The 15,850-nt window shown below is 72.9% G+C and carries 11 protein-coding genes; 5 read left to right on the top strand and 6 right to left on the bottom strand.

What is annotated here, in order from left to right; translation table 11 throughout:
* Window positions 1-138 precede the first annotated feature (138 nt).
* The 4 genes from ABTY59_RS05350 to pepN all read left to right on the top strand — a co-directional run bounded on the left by ABTY59_RS05350 (window position 139) and on the right by pepN (window position 8,557).
* Window positions 139-3,459: a S8 family serine peptidase gene (locus tag ABTY59_RS05350; protein WP_352017566.1), complete on the top strand. Its 3,321-nt coding sequence runs from the start codon at window positions 139-141 to the stop codon at window positions 3,457-3,459.
* A 181-nt stretch (window positions 3,460-3,640) separates the two neighbouring features.
* Window positions 3,641-4,657, top strand: coding sequence for an aspartate-semialdehyde dehydrogenase (locus ABTY59_RS05345; RefSeq protein ID WP_352017565.1), 1,017 nt, complete (start codon window positions 3,641-3,643; stop codon window positions 4,655-4,657).
* A gap of 86 nt (window positions 4,658-4,743) precedes the next feature.
* Complete coding sequence (locus ABTY59_RS05340) at window positions 4,744-5,928, top strand: TerD family protein (protein ID WP_352017564.1); 1,185 nt, start codon at window positions 4,744-4,746, stop codon at window positions 5,926-5,928.
* Window positions 5,929-5,980: 52 nt separating this feature from the next.
* Window positions 5,981-8,557 (top strand): aminopeptidase N, encoded by a 2,577-nt coding sequence (gene pepN / locus ABTY59_RS05335; RefSeq protein ID WP_352017563.1) that lies wholly within the window; start codon window positions 5,981-5,983, stop codon window positions 8,555-8,557.
* A gap of 142 nt (window positions 8,558-8,699) precedes the next feature.
* Here pepN and alc read toward each other — a convergent pair whose 3' ends face one another.
* Genes alc through ABTY59_RS05315 form a run of 4 tightly spaced genes read right to left on the bottom strand, consistent with a single transcriptional unit; the run spans window position 8,700 to window position 12,754 of the window.
* Window positions 8,700-9,824 (bottom strand): allantoicase, encoded by a 1,125-nt coding sequence (gene alc, locus ABTY59_RS05330; protein ID WP_352017562.1) that lies wholly within the window; start codon window positions 9,822-9,824, stop codon window positions 8,700-8,702.
* 60 nt (window positions 9,825-9,884) lie between these two features.
* On the bottom strand, window positions 9,885-10,811 hold the full coding sequence (locus ABTY59_RS05325; RefSeq protein ID WP_352017561.1) for a LysR family transcriptional regulator: 927 nt from the start codon (window positions 10,809-10,811) through the stop codon (window positions 9,885-9,887).
* Window positions 10,812-10,835: 24 nt separating this feature from the next.
* The gene (locus tag ABTY59_RS05320; RefSeq protein WP_352017560.1) at window positions 10,836-11,774 is read right to left on the bottom strand and encodes a DMT family transporter; all 939 of its coding nucleotides are present in this window, start codon (window positions 11,772-11,774) and stop codon (window positions 10,836-10,838) included.
* A gap of 5 nt (window positions 11,775-11,779) precedes the next feature.
* Window positions 11,780-12,754, bottom strand: coding sequence for an EamA family transporter (locus ABTY59_RS05315; protein WP_352017559.1), 975 nt, complete (start codon window positions 12,752-12,754; stop codon window positions 11,780-11,782).
* 164 nt (window positions 12,755-12,918) lie between these two features.
* Here ABTY59_RS05315 and ABTY59_RS05310 point away from each other — a divergent pair, with 164 nt between their 5' ends.
* Window positions 12,919-13,425 carry a MarR family winged helix-turn-helix transcriptional regulator gene (locus ABTY59_RS05310; protein ID WP_352017558.1) on the top strand — a complete coding sequence of 169 codons (507 nt, stop codon included), beginning with the start codon at window positions 12,919-12,921 and terminating at the stop codon, window positions 13,423-13,425.
* Between the two features lie 76 nt (window positions 13,426-13,501).
* Here the strand turns inward: ABTY59_RS05310 and ABTY59_RS05305 are convergent, their stop codons facing one another.
* A complete protein-coding gene (locus tag ABTY59_RS05305; RefSeq protein WP_352017557.1) occupies window positions 13,502-13,729 on the bottom strand; it encodes a hypothetical protein in 228 nt (75 codons plus the stop codon).
* Between the two features lie 20 nt (window positions 13,730-13,749).
* Complete coding sequence (gene malQ / locus ABTY59_RS05300) at window positions 13,750-15,849, bottom strand: 4-alpha-glucanotransferase (RefSeq protein ID WP_352017556.1); 2,100 nt, start codon at window positions 15,847-15,849, stop codon at window positions 13,750-13,752.
* Window position 15,850: the final 1 nt, after the last annotated feature.

The following is a 15,850-nucleotide window of genomic DNA, read 5'->3' as shown; positions in this document are numbered from 1 at the left end:
CCACGGCGCTGGCGGGTTCCCGCCTCGGCGGCAATCCGACCCTGGGCAACTCTCCACAAACCCCTGTCACTTGCGAAAGGCTGAGCGGTCATCCGGCATCAGTATCCGGACACCCTCCTTTCACAAACAGGGATGTAGATGACCACCCCCGAAACTCGGAGCTCCATACCCGGAAGCGCGACGCACGGGCCCAGACGCGCGGCCCGCATCGCCGCCGCCGCCGGCCTCGTCGCCGCGCTCGTCGCCACCGGTGCCGCGCCCGTGCTCGCCGCGAAAGCCCCGGCGACCACTCCCCCGGTCAAGTCCTCGAACCCCGCCGACAAGCTCGGCGCCATCGACGCCCAGCGCCTCACCGAGGCCCAGGCGAGCGGCGAGAAGAACGTCACCGTCCTCGTCGCCACCGTCCCCGGTGCCACCGAGCAGGTCGCCGCGCAGCTCGACGCCGTCACCGGCGCCTCCGTCGGCAAGCAGCAGGACGCGCTCGGCTACGTCCGCGCCACCCTGCCGACCGCCAAGGCCGCCGCCGCCATCAAGGCCGCCACGCAGCTCTCCTCCGTCCAGTCCGTGGACCTCCAGGCGGAGATCCCGCTGGACGACCCGACCCCGGACGCGGGCGCCGCGACGGGTGCCGTCGCCGGCACCACCGTCACGACGACCTACCCGGCCCCGGGCCGCAACACCCCGGCGAAGAACCCGTACAACCCCTCGTACGAGACGGGCGCGGTCGACTTCGTCAAGGAGCACCCGAAGGCCGACGGCCGCGGCGTGACCATCGGCATCCTGGACTCCGGTGTCGACCTGGGCCACCCGGCCCTGCAGAAGACCACCACCGGCGAGCGCAAGATCGTCGACTGGGTCACCGCCACCGACCCGCTGACCGAGGGCGACGCCACCTGGCGCGCCCAGGTCACCCCGGTCACCGGCCCCGTCTTCACCGCCTCCGCGCAGAGCTGGACGGCCCCGGCGGGCTCGTACCAGTTCAGCCGCTTCTCCGAGGCGGCCACCGCGGGCGGCGACCCGAAGGGCGACATCAACCGGGACGGCGACACCACCGACGTCTTCGGCATGCTGTACGACCCGGCCGCCGGCACCGTCCGCGTGGACACCGACCAGAACAACGACTTCACGGACAACGCGCCGATGAAGCCGTACAAGGACGGGTACCAGGTCGGCTACTTCGGCACCGACAACCCGGTCACCGAGGTCGTCGAGAAGACCCCCTTCGTGGTGGAGATCCGCAAGGACGTCCCGATGGACCCGCTGGGCGGGACCTGGGTCGGCCAGAAGCGCGACTTCGTCAACATCGGTCTCGTCGAGTCCTCGCACGGCACCCACGTCGCCGGCATCACCGCCGCCCACAGCCTCTTCGGCGGGAAGATGAACGGCGCCGCGCCCGGCGCGAAGATCGTCTCCGCGCGCGCGTGCACCTGGTCCGGCGGCTGCACCAACACCGCCCTCACCGAGGGCATGACGGACCTCGTCGTCAACCGCGGCGTCGACATCGTCAACATGTCGATCGGCGGCCTGCCGCAGCAGAACGACGGCGACAACGTCCGCTCGCGCCTCTACACCCGCCTGATCGACCAGTACGGCGTCCAGCTGGTCATCTCGGCCGGCAACGAGGGCCCCGGCATCAACACGATCGGCGACCCCGGCCTGGCCGACAAGGTCCTCTCGGTCGGCGCGGCCGTCTCCAAGGAGACCTGGGCCGCCAACTACGGCTCGGCCGTCGAGAAGAAGTACGCCATGTTCCCCTTCTCCTCGCGCGGCCCGCGTGAGGACGGCGGCTTCACCCCGACCATCACCGCCCCGGGCTCGGCCGTGAACACCATCCCGACCTGGCAGCCGGGCGCCGGCGTCCCGGAGTCGGGCTACACGCTGCCCGCCGGCTACGGCATGCTCAACGGCACCTCGATGTCCTCGCCGCAGGCGGCGGGCGCGAGCGCGCTGCTGATCTCGGCCGCGAAGCAGAAGGGCATCGCGCTCTCCCCGCTCACCCTGCGGACCGCGCTCACCTCCACCGCCCAGCGCATCCCCGGTGTCGCCGCGCACGAGCAGGGCGCCGGCCTCATCGACATCGAGGAGGCCTGGGAGTCGATCAAGGACGGTGCCACCGCCCACGACTACAAGGTCGAGGCCCCGGTCGACACCGTGATCTTCCCGGCCCCGCACACCGGCACCGGTGTGTACGACCGCGAAGGCGGCCTCAAGGTCGGCCAGAAGCGGGTCTACGACGTCACCATCACGCGCACGAGCGGCCCGAACCGGCCGATCGAGCACGAGCTGGACCTCAAGTACAACGACGGCACCTTCCGCATCCTCGGCGACGACGAGATCGACCTGCCGCTGAACAAGCCGGTCACCGTCAAGCTCCAGGCCCGCGCCACCACCCCCGGTGCGCACAGCGTCATCCTGGAGGCCGACGACGAGCGCACCGAGGGCGTCGACAAGCAGATCCTCGCCACCTCGATCGTCTCCGCCGACCTGGCCGGTCCGGGCTACGGCTTCTCCGCCACCGGCTCGGTGCAGCGCAACAGCAGCAAGTCCTACTTCGTCACCGTGCCCGAGGGCGCCAAGACGCTGGAGGTCGCGCTCGGCGGTCTGAAGGAGAAGAGCCAGACCCGGTTCATCTCCATCCACCCCGTCGGCGTGGGCATGGAGGACAGCGCGACCACCATGTGCTACCCGCACTACAACCCGGCCAACACCTGCCGTCCGGACCTGCGGTCCTACGCGAACCCAACGCCCGGCGTCTGGGAGATCGAGGTCGAGGCCCGTCGCACGTCGCCGGACCTGAACAACCCGTACAAGCTGGACGTCACCGCCCTCGGCGCCGACTTCGACCCGGCCGTGCAGACGGTCCCGGAGGCGAAGATCGGCACCCCGGCCGCCGTCCAGTGGCAGGTCACCAACCGCTTCGCGGGCATCGCGGGCACCCTCAAGGGCGGCTCGCTCGGCTCTCAGAAGTCCGAGACGCCGACCATCCAGCACCACGAGCAGCAGACGAAGACCGTCACCATCGGTGCGGGCGTCGAGCGGCTCGACATCGCCATCGGCAACACCTCCGACAAGGCCGCCGACCTCGACCTGACGGTCACGCTGAACGGCAAGCAGGTCGGCCAGTCGGCGGACGGCGACTCGGAGGAGTCCGTCTCCCTCGTGAACCCGGCCCCGGGCACGTACACCGTCGTCATCGACGGCTACTCCGTCGGTGCCGCCGGCGGCACCACGTACGACTACAAGGACGTGTACTACTCGTCCGCGCTCGGCACCGTGAACGTCGACGCCTCGAAGCCGGTCGTCCTGGCGAACGGCGCCTCCGCCCCGGTGGCGGCCGAGGTCCTCGTGGCAGGCGCGGCCCCCGAGGGACGCCAGTTCTTCGGCGAGGTCCAGCTGCTCAACGCGCGCGGCACCGTCGCGGGCACCGGCAGCGTCCTGATCGGCTCGGTCACCCCGTAGCACCCCGCAGGTGAGGGGGCGGGTGCCGGAACCGGCACCCGCCCCTTTCGCGTCCCGCCACTCGTCCCGACGCTCGTCCCGCCACGCGTCCCGACCTGTGGACAATGGATTGGACAAGGCGCCCCGGGACATACGCATGATGGACCGGCAGCACCCTGCACACACGTACGGAGGAGTCCCCGTGAAGGTCGGAATCGTCGGAGCCACCGGTCAGGTCGGCACAGTCATGCGCAGCATCCTGGCCGAGCGCGAGTTCCCGCTCGACGAGCTGCGGCTCTTCGCCTCCGCCCGTTCCGCCGGCACCGTCGTGGACGGCGTCACGGTCGAGGACGCCTCCACCGCCGACTACACCGGCCTCGACATCGTGCTCTTCTCCGCCGGTGGCGCGACCTCCAAGGCCCTCGCCGAGAAGGTCGCCTCGCAGGGCGCCGTCGTGATCGACAACTCCTCCGCCTGGCGCCGCGACCCCGAGGTCCCGCTGGTCGTCTCCGAGGTCAACCCTCACGCGATCAAGGACCGCCCCAAGGGCATCATCGCCAACCCGAACTGCACCACGATGGCCGCCATGCCGGTCCTCAAGCCGCTCCACCAGGAGGCCGGCCTCACCGCGCTGATCGCCACCACCTACCAGGCCGTCTCCGGCTCGGGCGTGGCCGGTGTCGCCGAGCTGCGCACGCAGGCCTGCGCCGTGGCCGAGACCGCCGACCAGCTGGCCTTCGACGGCGAGGCCGTCGAGTTCCCCGAGCCCGCCGTCTACAAGCGCCCGATCGCGTTCAACGTGGTCCCGCTGGCCGGCTCGATCGTCGACGACGGCTCCTTCGAGACCGACGAGGAGCAGAAGCTCCGCAACGAGTCCCGCAAGATCCTGGAGATCCCTGAGCTCAAGGTCTCCGGCACCTGCGTCCGCGTCCCGGTCTTCTCCGGCCACTCCCTCCAGGTGAACGTGCGCTTCGAGCGGCCGATCAGCGTCGAGCGCGCCTACGAGCTGCTCAAGGACGCCGAGGGCGTCGTGCTCTCCGAGATCCCGACCCCGCTCCAGGCGGCCGGCAAGGACGCCTCGTACGTGGGCCGCATCCGCGTGGACGAGACCGTCGAGAACGGCCTGGCGCTGTTCCTCTCCAACGACAACCTGCGCAAGGGCGCGGCGCTGAACGCCGTGCAGATCGCGGAGCTCGTCGCGGCCGAGCTCAAGGGCTGACACCGGCTTCGTCCCTGACCGGAGGGGCGGCTTCCCGTTGCGGGGAGCCGCCCCTCCGGTGTGCCCGCCCGTGCCAGAGTGCCCCCATGAACCGGATACCCGAGGGGGCGCACGTCCCGGTGCCCCCGCAGGCCCTCCACGTCGCGGTCAGCTGGCGCACCGGGCACGGGGTGCCCGACGTGGACGTCTCCGCGCTGCTCCTCGGGGCCGGTCAGCGGGTGCGGGACGACGCCGACCTGGTCTTCTACAACCACGCCGAGCACCCCTCGGGGGCCGTCCGGCACCTGGGGAAGTCGGCCCCGGGCGCGCCCGGCAGCCCGGCCGCGGACTGGCTGTGGCTGGACCTGGCGCGCGTGGAGCCCGACGTCGGGCGTCTGGTGATCGCCGCCTCCTCGGACGGGGGCGCCTTCGGGCAGGTGCCCGGCCTCGACGTGCGGGTCACGGACGCGGCCGGGAACCCGGTGGCGTACTGCGCGCTCGGGGACGCGACCACGGAGACGGCCTTCGTCTGCGGCGAGTTCTCCCGGCGGGACGGCGGCTGGCGGTTCCGCGCGGTCGGCCAGGGGTACGCCTCGGGGCTCGCCGGGCTCGCGACGGACTTCGGCATCGTGGTGGAGTCCCCGCCGCCGCCGATCCCCGGCCCCGGCTACGTCCCGCCGCCCCCGCCCCCGGCGCCCGCCGCGCCGCCCGTGCCGGTGTCCGACCCGTACGGCGGGGAGCTCCGGCCCTCCGTGTACCAGGGGCGCGGCAAGGAGACCGTGCACTGCGACCCGGGGCTCCCCTCGGGGCACTGGGTGCTCCTGGAGATCGAGTCGTACCACTCGCTCTCGACCACGATCCAGTCCTGCGACGCGTACGGGCGGGCCGAGGACTACCTCCTCACGGCGTACGAGGACGACGTCCGCGCGCGGACCGTCGCCCTCGTCCCGCGGGCCCGCCCGCTCACCCTGCGCGTGGAGGCCGACACCCCGTGGACGCTGCGGGTGCTGCCGCTGTCCCACGCGCGCCGGTTCGACAGCCACGTGGAGGGCCTGGCGCACGATCTGGTGGTCTACGAGGGGCCGGCCGGGGTGCTGGACTTCGCGCACCACGGGGAGTCGAACGTCACCGTCCACCAGCACACGCCGCCGCTGGACCCGCTCTACGACGACGAGGAGCAGGACCTGCTGGTCAACGAGATCGGCGAGGTGCGGGTGAGCGCTCCGGTGCGGGGGCCGGGACTGCTGCGGATCAGCGGTGACGGGCCGTGGAAATGTTCGGTGCGCCGCTGAGCCGGCCCGTGGAAGGATGGCCCAAACGTCACGAAACCGAGGAGTTGACCGGGTGCCTGGGACCAACCTGACCCGTGAAGAGGCTCAGCAGCGGGCGGCGCTGCTGACCGTGGACGCGTACGAGGTCGACCTCGACCTCACCGGTGCGCAGGAGGGCGGCACCTACCGGTCCGTCACCACCGTCCGCTTCGATTCCGCCGAGGCCGGCGCCGAGACCTTCATCGATCTCGTCGCCCCCGCCGTCCACGAGGTCGTGCTCAACGGCCGCTCGCTGGACGTCGCCGCCGTCTTCCGCGACTCGCGGATCGCCCTGGCCCACCTGGCCCAGGGCCGCAACGAGCTCAAGGTCGTCGCCGACTGCGCGTACACCAACACCGGTGAGGGTCTGCACCGCTTCGTCGACCCGGTCGACGACCAGGCCTATCTGTACACCCAGTTCGAGGTGCCGGACGCGCGGCGGGTCTTCGCCTCGTTCGAGCAGCCCGACCTGAAGGCGACCTTCCAGTTCACCGTGAAGGCGCCGAGCGGCTGGTCGGTGATCTCGAACTCCCCCACTCCGAAGCCCGAGAACGACGTGTGGGTCTTCGAGCCGACCCCGCGCATCTCCACGTACATCACGGCCCTGATCGTCGGCCCGTACCACTCGGTGCACTCGACGTACGAGAAGGACGGCCAGGTCGTCCCGCTCGGCATCTACTGCCGTCCCTCGCTGGCCGAGTTCCTCGACGCGGACCACATCTTCGACGTGACCCGCCAGGGCTTCGAGTGGTTCCAGGAGAAGTTCGCCTACGACTACCCGTTCGCCAAGTACGACCAGCTGTTCGTGCCGGAGTTCAACGCGGGCGCGATGGAGAACGCGGGCGCGGTCACCATCCGCGACCAGTACGTCTTCCGCTCGAAGGTGACGGACGCGGCGTACGAGCGGCGTGCCGAGACCATCCTCCACGAGCTCGCCCACATGTGGTTCGGCGACCTCGTCACCATGGAGTGGTGGAACGACCTGTGGCTGAACGAGTCGTTCGCCACGTACACCTCGGTCGCCTGCCAGGCCGCGGTGCCCGGCACCCGCTGGCCGAACGCCTGGACGACCTTCGCCAACGCCGAGAAGACCTGGGCCTACCGCCAGGACCAACTGCCGTCGACGCACCCGATCATGGCCGAGATCAACGACCTGGAGGACGTGCTCGTCAACTTCGACGGCATCACGTACGCCAAGGGCGCCTCGGTCCTGAAGCAGCTCGTGGCCTACGTGGGCCAGGACGAGTTCTTCAAGGGCGTCCAGGCGTACTTCCAGGCGCACGCCTTCGGGAACACCCGCCTGTCCGACCTGCTCGGCGCCCTGGAGGAGACCTCCGGCCGCGACCTGAAGACCTGGTCGAAGGCGTGGCTGGAGACCGCCGGCATCAACATCCTCCGCCCGGAGATCGAGACCGACGAGAACGGCTCCATCACCGCCTTCGCCGTCAGGCAGGAGGCCCCGGCGCTGCCCGCCGGCGCCAAGGGCGAGGCCGTGCTGCGCCCGCACCGCATCGCGATCGGCTTCTACGACCTCGACGCGGCCGGCAAGCTGGTCCGCACCGACCGTCTGGAGCTGGACATCGCGGCGGCCGGGCTGACCGAGGTCCCGGCGCTGGTCGGCAAGGCCCGCCCGGCGGTCGTCCTCCTCAACGACGACGACCTGTCGTACGCGAAGGTCCGCCTCGACGAGGTGTCCCTGAAGAACGTCACCGCGCACCTCGGCGACTTCGCCGAGTCCCTGCCGCGCGCCCTGTGCTGGGCCTCCGCCTGGGACATGACCCGGGACGGCGAGCTGGCCACCCGCGACTACCTGGACCTGGTGCTCTCGGGCATCGCCAAGGAGTCCGACATCGGCGTGGTGCAGTCGCTCCAGGGCCAGGTGAAGGCGGCCCTCGACCTGTACGCGGCGCCGGAGTGGCGCGAGGCCGGTCTGACGCGCTGGACGGAGGCGACGCTGGCGCACCTGCAGGCCGCCGAGCCCGCCGGCGACCACCAGCTCGCGTGGGCGCGTGCCTTCGCGGCGACCGCCCGCACCCCGCAGCAGCTGGACCTGCTGGCGGCGCTCCTGGAGGGCCGCGAGTCCATCGAGGGCCTGGCGGTGGACACCGAGCTGCGCTGGGCGTTCGTGCAGCGCCTCGCGGCCACCGGCGTCTACGACGAGCCGGAGATCGCCGGCGAGCTGGAGCGCGACCGCACGGCCGCGGGCGAGCGGCACGCGGCGACCGCGCGCGCGGCGCGTCCGACGGAGGCGGCGAAGGCGGAGGCCTGGGCCTCGGTCGTCGAGTCCGACCAGCTGGCGAACGCCGTGCAGGAGGCCGTCATCGGCGGCTTCGTCCAGGCGGACCAGCGCGAGCTGCTCGCCGCGTACACGGCGAAGTACTTCGCGGCGATCAAGGGCGTCGCGGAGACCCGCAGCCACGAGATGATCCAGCAGATCGTGGTCGGTCTCTACCCGACGCTCCAGGTCTCGCAGGAGACGCTGGACGCGACGGACGCGTGGATCGCCGAGCACGACCCGGTCCCGGCGCTGCGGCGCATGGTGACGGAGTCCCGCGCGGGCGTCGAGCGCGCCCTGCGGGCGCGGGCGGCCGACGCGGCGGCCGCGAAGTAGGCCGAACCGGTTGAACGACGAAGGGGCGCCCTCCCCCACGGGGGCGCCCCTTCGCCGTGCTCGGACCGCCGGGGAGGCGGTGCTTGGAGTCCGCCCGGCGGGCGGGCGTCGGCGCGCGGCCGCGCCGCCGGGCGGAAGCGTGTCAGCCGCCGAGGCGGGCGTACCGGGCGCGCAGGTCGGCCGCGCCCTGCTCCGTGAGCGCACCGTGGAGCCGCATCCGGGCGACGCCGCCGTCGGGGAAGGCGTCGAGCCGGACGTGGGTGACGACGGCCTGCGCGGGCAGCTTGAAGCGGTGCAGGGTGTCGGGCTGCAGGCGGGTGCGCGGGATGATCTCGAACCACTCGCCCGTGTCGCCGTTGCGGCCCTGGAGCGCGATCCAGCCGGCCGAGTTGCCCTTGAGGTAGGCGGTGTCGATCTCGACGGCGCGGACGGCGCCCTGGGCGACGAGCTTGAAGCGGACCCAGTCGTTGGTGTCGCGGACCCGGCGGCGGCGGTTCTCCCAGCCGTCGTCCATCTTGCGGGAGGTGCCGGGCAGGATGATCTGGGTCGGCGAGGAGTAGAACTTGTCCGAGGCGTCCTCGTACGAGCCGCCGTTGAGCACGGCGATCAGGTCGAGCGTGCCGAGGAGCTCCAGCCACTCGGGGTCGGGCACGACCTCGCCGTGGACGCGGAGCCGGGCGACGCCGCCGTCGGGGTGCTGGCAGAGCCGTACGTGGGTGAAGCGGCGCTCGGCGTCGATCGTGAAGCCGTTGGCGGCGTGGCCCCGGACGGGGGTCTGCGGGACGAGCTCCTCCCACTTCGCGTCGAGCAGCTCGGCGGGGCTGGGCGAGCCCTCGACGGCGGTGGCCTGGATGCTGACCTTCTGCGGGTAGTTGCCGCGGAAGTGGGCGGTGTCGACGATGATCCCGCGGATGACGCCGGGGGCGCCGAGGCGGACGATCGCCCAGTCGTGGTCCTCGGGGGCGGGGAAGACGTTCTCGGCGTCGGCGCCACGGCGGCGGCGGGTCTCCCAGCCGTCCATGATCTTGCCCTTGTGGCCGAAGTGCTCCGGGTCGAACACGGCGCGCTCGCGGACGAGGAGGTTCTCGCGCTCGGCGAAGAACTCGTCGTTGGCGGCGACGACCCCGGCGCCGAGGCGGCGGTCGGCGAGGTCGACCAGCTCGGTGAAGGGGAAGTCACCGGTGCGGTAGTCGGCGTAGGGATCCCCGCCGGAGTAGGGGGCGGCGTCGTTGGCGTGCGGGTCCTGGTTCGCGTCGAGGCTGCTCATGTCGTCGACTCTGCCGCGCCGACGGCACCCTGGTCCATCGAATGTTTTCGACAGGCATGTTCAGTTCTGCTGAACGGTTTCGCGGGCCGCCGCCGCCTGCCGGAGCGCGGCGAGCACCCGGGCCACCGCCGGTCCCTCCTCCGCCCCGCTGCGCACCGCCGCGACGACGTGGCGCCGCGGCTGGTCGGCGGAGAGGACCCGCATAACGACCCCGCTGCCGCCCCGGCGGTCCGCGGAGGCCATCCGGGGCACGAGCGCGATCCCGAGACCGGCCTCGACCATGGCGAGGATCGCCGTCCAGCCGGAGGCGCTGTGGGCCTGCTCGGGCACGAATCCGGCGGCCTCGCAGGCGGCGGTGGTGATCTCGGACCAGGGTCCGGAGCCGCCGAAGATCCACGGTTCGGCGGCGAGGTCGGCGAGCCGCAGGCCCGGCGCGTCGGCGAGCGGGTGCCCGGCGGGCAGGGCGACGTCGAGGGGGTCGGCGAGCAGCGGCACCCGGCTGTACTTGGGGTCGCGCGCGGAGGGCGCGTGGGCGGCGAGCGAGAGGGCGAGGTCGACCTCGCCGGCGGTGAGCAGCTCGTACGCCTCCGCCGCCTCGGCCTCCCGGATCCGGACGTCGAGCCCGGGGTGGGCGGTGCGCAGCTGCCGCACGGCGGGCACGAGCAGCGCGGGCACGGACGTCGAGAAGGCCGCGACCCTGACCTGTCCCGCCTCGCCCCGCAGGTAGCCGTCGAGTTCGGCGTCGGCGCGCTCCAGCTGCGCGAAGACCACCTCGGCGTGGCGCAGCACCAGATGGGCGGCGTCGGTGAGGCGGACCCGGCGGCCCTGGGCCTCCAGGAGCCGCACGCCGAGCTGCTTGGCGAGGTTGGTGAGCTGCTGCGAGACGGCCGAGGGGGTCATGAGCAGCGCCTCCGCGGTCGCGGTGACGGTGCCGCGGTCGCGGAGGGTGCGGAGGATCTGGAGCTTCTTGATGTCCCACTCGGTCATGGGGCGCAACATATCCGGCCCCGGCTACTTCGCCGAGCTCAGCGCGACCCCGCCGAGGATGAGGACCATGCTCGCGCCGCCGAGGACGCCGAGCCGTTCGCCGAGGAGGGCGTACGAGAGCAGGGCGACGCAGACGGGCTGGAGGTAGTAGACGATCCCGGCGCGGGCCGCGCCGATCAGGGTGACGGCCTTGTTCCAGGCGAAGAAGGCGACGGCGGAGGAGAGGACGCCGACGTAGACGAGCGGGCCGACGGTGCCGGTGGTGGGCTGGAAGCCGCCCTGGACGGCGAGGCTGATCCCGTACGCGGGGAGCAGCATGAGCGCGCCGAGGGCGAAGGTGGTGAAGAGGAAGGCGAGGCCGCCGAGTTCGGCGGGGCGGCGCTTCAGCAGGGCGCTGTAGGAGGCGAAGCAGACGGCCGCGGCCGTGACCCAGAGGTCGCCGACGGCGAGGTCGGGGGCGAGGGAGCCCTTGCTGACGAGGAGCAGGACGCCGGCGCAGGCGATGAGCATGCCGGTGGTGCGGCGCGGGCCGAGGCGGGTGCCGCCGAGGCGGGCGAAGAGGGCCATGAGGACCGGGGACGCGGCCATGATCATGCCCATGTTGCCGGCGGAGGTGGCGGTCCCGGCCTGGTTGACCAGGGTGTTGTAGACGGTGATGCCCAGCAGTGAGGCGAGGGCGAGGAAGCGGAGGTGGCGGCGGATCAGGTGCCGCTGCCGCCAGGTCTCGCGGGCGGCGAGCGGGGCCACGGCGAGGAGGGCGACGATCCAGCGCCAGAAGGCGGCCTGCACCGGGGGAACGGTGTCGTGGAGGGCGCGGGCGACGACGAAGCTGCCGGACCAGACGACGGTGGCGAGGAGGGCGAGGAGCACGCCGAGGCCGGCGCCCTTGGCGGGTGCCGGCCTCTCGGTGGCTGCGGTGGTTCTGTCGGGGGCGGTCGGGTTCCGGGCGGTGTCCAGGCTCATGCCCGTTACCGTCGCACCTCCGAAACCTCCAGGTCCATCGAAACTTCCTGACCGTTCCGTTCAGCCTTGCTGAACGGTTCTGCGGTGGGGGCGTCCGCGGCCTCGGGGGCCTGGGCGGCCTTGGCGCCGCGGGGGCTCAGCTGGCCGGCCAGGGTGGCGCCGAAGGCGATCAGCATGCCCAGGACCTGCACCGGGCCGAGGGCCTGGCCGAGCGCCGCCCAGCCGATGACGGCCGCGGTGATCGGCGAGAGCGGGCCGAGCAGGGTGGCCGAGGAGGCGCTGAGCCGCTCGATGCCGCGGAACCAGAGGAAGTACGAGATCGCGGTGTTGCCGAAGGCGAGGTAGGCGTAGCCGGCCAGGTTGGTGCCGGTCAGGGCCGGCGGGGCGCCCTCGATCAGGAAGGCGATGGGCAGGATGACCAGGCCGCCCGCGGTGAGCTGCCAGCCGGTGAGCGCGAGGGCGCCGACGCCCTCGGGGCGGCCCCAGCGCTTGGTGAAGACGATGCCGGCGGACATCGAGAGGGAGGAGAGGAGTCCGGCGAGCACGCCGACCGTGTCGAACGCGGCCCCGGCCTTCAGGACGACCAGGCTGACGCCGAAGGCGGCGGTGACGGCGGTGAGCATGCTCCGCACCGTGGGCTTCTCGCCGAGGAAGAGGGCCGCGAGGCCGACGACGAAGAGCGGGCCGACGGAGCCGACGACCGCGGCGACGCCGCCGGGGAGCCGGTAGGCGGCGAGGAAGAGCAGCGGGAAGAACGCGCCGATGTTCAGGGCCCCGAGGACCGCGGACTTCCACCACCAGGCGCCCTGCGGGAGCTTGCGGGTGAGGGCGAGGAGGGCGAGGCCGGCGGGCAGGGCGCGCATGAGGCCGGTGAAGAGCGGCCGGTCGGGCGGCAGGAACTCGGTGGTGACGAAGTAGGTGGAGCCCCAGGAGATCGGAGCGAGGGCGGTCAGCGCTACGACGGCGGCCTTGCGGGACATGACGGTTCCCCCTGCGGTGGAGTGCCGGCCCGGCGGGCGCCGGACTGACTTCGTGATGAGTAACTTACCACTAAGCTACTTTCCCGCAAGAGGCTTTCTTGTAAGTGACTTCCTCGTAAGTGACTCTCTTGCGATCGAGGAGCGGAGAAGGGAACACTGAGGACATGGACACGCAGACCCCCGGCCACGACGCCGTCGACGCCATCACCGACCAGTGGGCGGCCGTCCGCCCCGATCTGGACACCGTCCCCATGGCGGTCTTCGGGCGGATCTACCGCCTGGCCAACGCCATGCGCGGCAGGGTGGACAAGGCGTACGCGCCCTACGGCATGGCACTCGGGGAGTTCGACGTGCTCGCGACGCTGCGCAGGTCAGGAGAGCCGTACACGCTCTCGCCGCGCGAGCTGACCGCCACGCTGATGATCACCACCGGCGGCATGACCGGCCGGCTGGACAAGCTGGAGAAGGCCGGGCTGCTCACGCGCAGCCCCGACCCCAACGACCGGCGCGGACTGCGCGTCACCCTCAGCGAGCGCGGCAGGGAGCTGGTGGACCAGGCCGTCGGGGCCGGCCTCGGGGAGCAGCGCGCCGCCCTGGAGTCCGCGCTCACCGCGGAGGAGGCGGACCAGCTGTCCGGGCTGCTCAGGAAGCTGCTCGCGACGACCGTGTGAACGGCCGCCACGCGCGCGAGGGCGCCGCGCGGTACCTCGTACCGTGCGGCGCCCTCGGCGAAGATCTGTGCGGCGGTTACGCCTTCTTGGACTTGTCGAGCACCATCACCAGACCGGCGATCACCGCGAACAGCACCAGCGGCGCCGCCACGTACAGGCCGAGGGTCTCGGCGACACTCAGCTTGGGGGCCGGGTCGTCACCGTCGTCGCGGGTGAGCGCGAGCGCGGGGGACGACATGAGCAGCATCATCAGCGTCGTACCGGCCGCGAGCGAGCCGGCGCGCAGAGCGTTCTTCTTGTCCACGGTGCAAACGTAGCGAACACCTAAACGGGCCGCGCGCCCGGGGGTGCCGAACGAGCGTCCGAGGCCTCGGTACGGTCCCTCAGCTCGCGCAGCAGGGCGTGCGCCCGGGGCGAGGCGGCGAGCTGCTCCAGGGTGACCGGCTGCCCGTCCGGGCCCGCGACCGGCAGCCGCCAGTTGGGGAACTCGTCCCAGGTGCCCGGCAGGTTCTGCGGTCTGCGGTCCCCCACGGCGTCCGGCAGCCACACGCCCACCATCCGCGCCGGGGTCGCGAGCAGGAACCGGTGGACGGCCCTGATCTCGGCCTCCTCGTCCCCCGGCCCCTCCGGAAGCAGCCCCGTCCGCTCGAAGAGGCCCAGCCACTCGGCGGTCTCCGCCGCGGCCGCCGCGCGCTCCCGGTCCAGATCGCCGGTGAGCAGCCCGAGCCGGTGCCGCAGGCCGACGTGCTCGCCGGAGAGCCGGGCGGCCGTGGAGGGCAGGTCGTGGGTGGTGGCGGTGGCGACGCACTCCGCCCGCCACTCCCCCGCGGGCAGCGGACGGCCGGTGCCCGCCCAGTCCCGCTCGAACCAGAGCACGGAGGTCCCGAACACCCCGCGCCGGGCCAGCTCCTCCCGTACGCCCGGCTCGACCGTGCCGAGGTCCTCGCCGATGACGAGGGCGCCGGCGCGGTGGGCCTCCAGGACGAGGACCGCGAGCATCGCCTCGGCGTCGTACCGGACGTAGGTGCCCTCGGTGGGCTCGCGGCCCTCCGGGACCCACCACAGGCGGAACAGGCCCATCACGTGGTCGATGCGCAACGCGCCCGCGTGGCGCAGGAGTTCGCGGAGGAGTCCCCGGTACGGGGCGTAGCCCGCGGCGGCGAGGGCGTCGGGCCGCCAGGGCGGCAGGCCCCAGTCCTGGCCGCGGGAGTTGAAGGCGTCGGGCGGGGCGCCGACCGACATGCCGGCCGCGAAGGCCTCCTGCTGCGCCCAGGCGTCCGAGCCCTCGGGGTGGACGCCGACCGCCAGGTCGTGGACGATCCCGATCGCCATGCCGGCCTCGCGGGCGGCGTGGGCGGCCGCGGCCAGCTGCCGGTCCGTCAGCCAGGCCAGCCGGCAGTGGAAGTCGACCCGGGCGGCCAGCGCGGGATCGTCGCGCACGACGGTCTCCGCCGCGCGCGGGGTGCGCAGCTCCTCGGGCCAGCTCCGCCAGTGCGGGCCGTGCCGCTCGGCGAGGGCCTGGTAGGTGGCGTGGTCCTCCAGGGCGCGGCCGCGCTCGGCGAGGAAGTCGTGGAAGTCGGCGCGGCGGCCGGGTCCGGGCTCGACGGAGCCGAGGACCAGCTCCAGGGCGCGCCGCTTGACCTCCCAGACGGCGTCCCGGTCGATCAGGGCGCCCTTGCCGAGCACCCGTTCGCGCAGTTCGGCGGCTTCGGAGAGGATCCGGTCGAGCTCCTCGCGCCGCTCGGGCCCCAGCAGGGCGTACTCGGGGATCTCCTCGATCCGGAGGTGGACGGGGTCCGGGAAGCGGCGCGAGGACGGGCGGTACGGGGAGGGGTCGCTCGGGGCGCCGGGCACGCCCGCGTGGAGCGGGTTGACCTGGACGAACCCGGCACCGTGCGTGCGGCCCGCCCAGGTGGCGAGCTCCCGCAGGTCGCCGAGGTCGCCCATGCCCCAGGAGCGGGCGGAGAGCAGCGAGTACAGCTGGACGAGCAGCCCGTAGGCGCGAGGCCCGGGCCCGGGCACGCGCGCGGGGCTCACGATCAGCGTGGCGGTGGCCGCGCGCCCGTCGGGGGCCTGCGCCTCGACCGTGTGGACGCCGAGCGGCAGCCCGGACCAGTCGGGGCCGGTGACGACGGCGCCGTCCTCGGTGGTGACGCGGAGGCGGGTGCCGGCCGGCAGGTCCGCCGGGGGGCCGGTGGGCTCCTCGCCGCCGTGGCGGACCAGGGTCGGGGGCAGCAGGCGCTCCCGGTCGGCCCGTTCGGCTTCGTCGAGGGCGGCGGCGACCGCCTCCGGGGTGGCGGCGTCGACGCCGAGGGCGGCGAGGACGGCGACCACGGTGGCGTCCGGCACGGGGACCGTGACGCCCTCCGAGGGGCTGTGGACGGTGGCGACGCCGTGACGGGCGGCGAGACGGGCCAGGGTCACT

The sequence above is a fragment of the Streptomyces sp. NPDC096079 genome, assembly GCF_040303145.1.
Lineage (GTDB): Bacteria > Actinomycetota > Actinomycetes > Streptomycetales > Streptomycetaceae > Streptomyces.
This window is presented reverse-complemented; position numbering and strand designations above follow the sequence as displayed.

Bases quoted from the DNA above. Each gene is read 5' to 3' on its own strand.
- ABTY59_RS05350 (WP_352017566.1), top strand. From the start codon at position 139: ATGACCACCCCCGAAACTCGGAGCTCCATACCCGGAAGCGCGACGCAC.
- ABTY59_RS05340 (WP_352017564.1), top strand. From the start codon at position 4,744: ATGAACCGGATACCCGAGGGGGCGCACGTCCCGGTGCCCCCGCAGGCC.
- alc (WP_352017562.1), bottom strand. From the start codon at position 9,824: ATGAGCAGCCTCGACGCGAACCAGGACCCGCACGCCAACGACGCCGCC.
- ABTY59_RS05325 (WP_352017561.1), bottom strand. From the start codon at position 10,811: ATGACCGAGTGGGACATCAAGAAGCTCCAGATCCTCCGCACCCTCCGC.
- ABTY59_RS05320 (WP_352017560.1), bottom strand. From the start codon at position 11,774: ATGAGCCTGGACACCGCCCGGAACCCGACCGCCCCCGACAGAACCACC.
- ABTY59_RS05315 (WP_352017559.1), bottom strand. From the start codon at position 12,754: ATGTCCCGCAAGGCCGCCGTCGTAGCGCTGACCGCCCTCGCTCCGATC.
- ABTY59_RS05310 (WP_352017558.1), top strand. From the start codon at position 12,919: ATGGACACGCAGACCCCCGGCCACGACGCCGTCGACGCCATCACCGAC.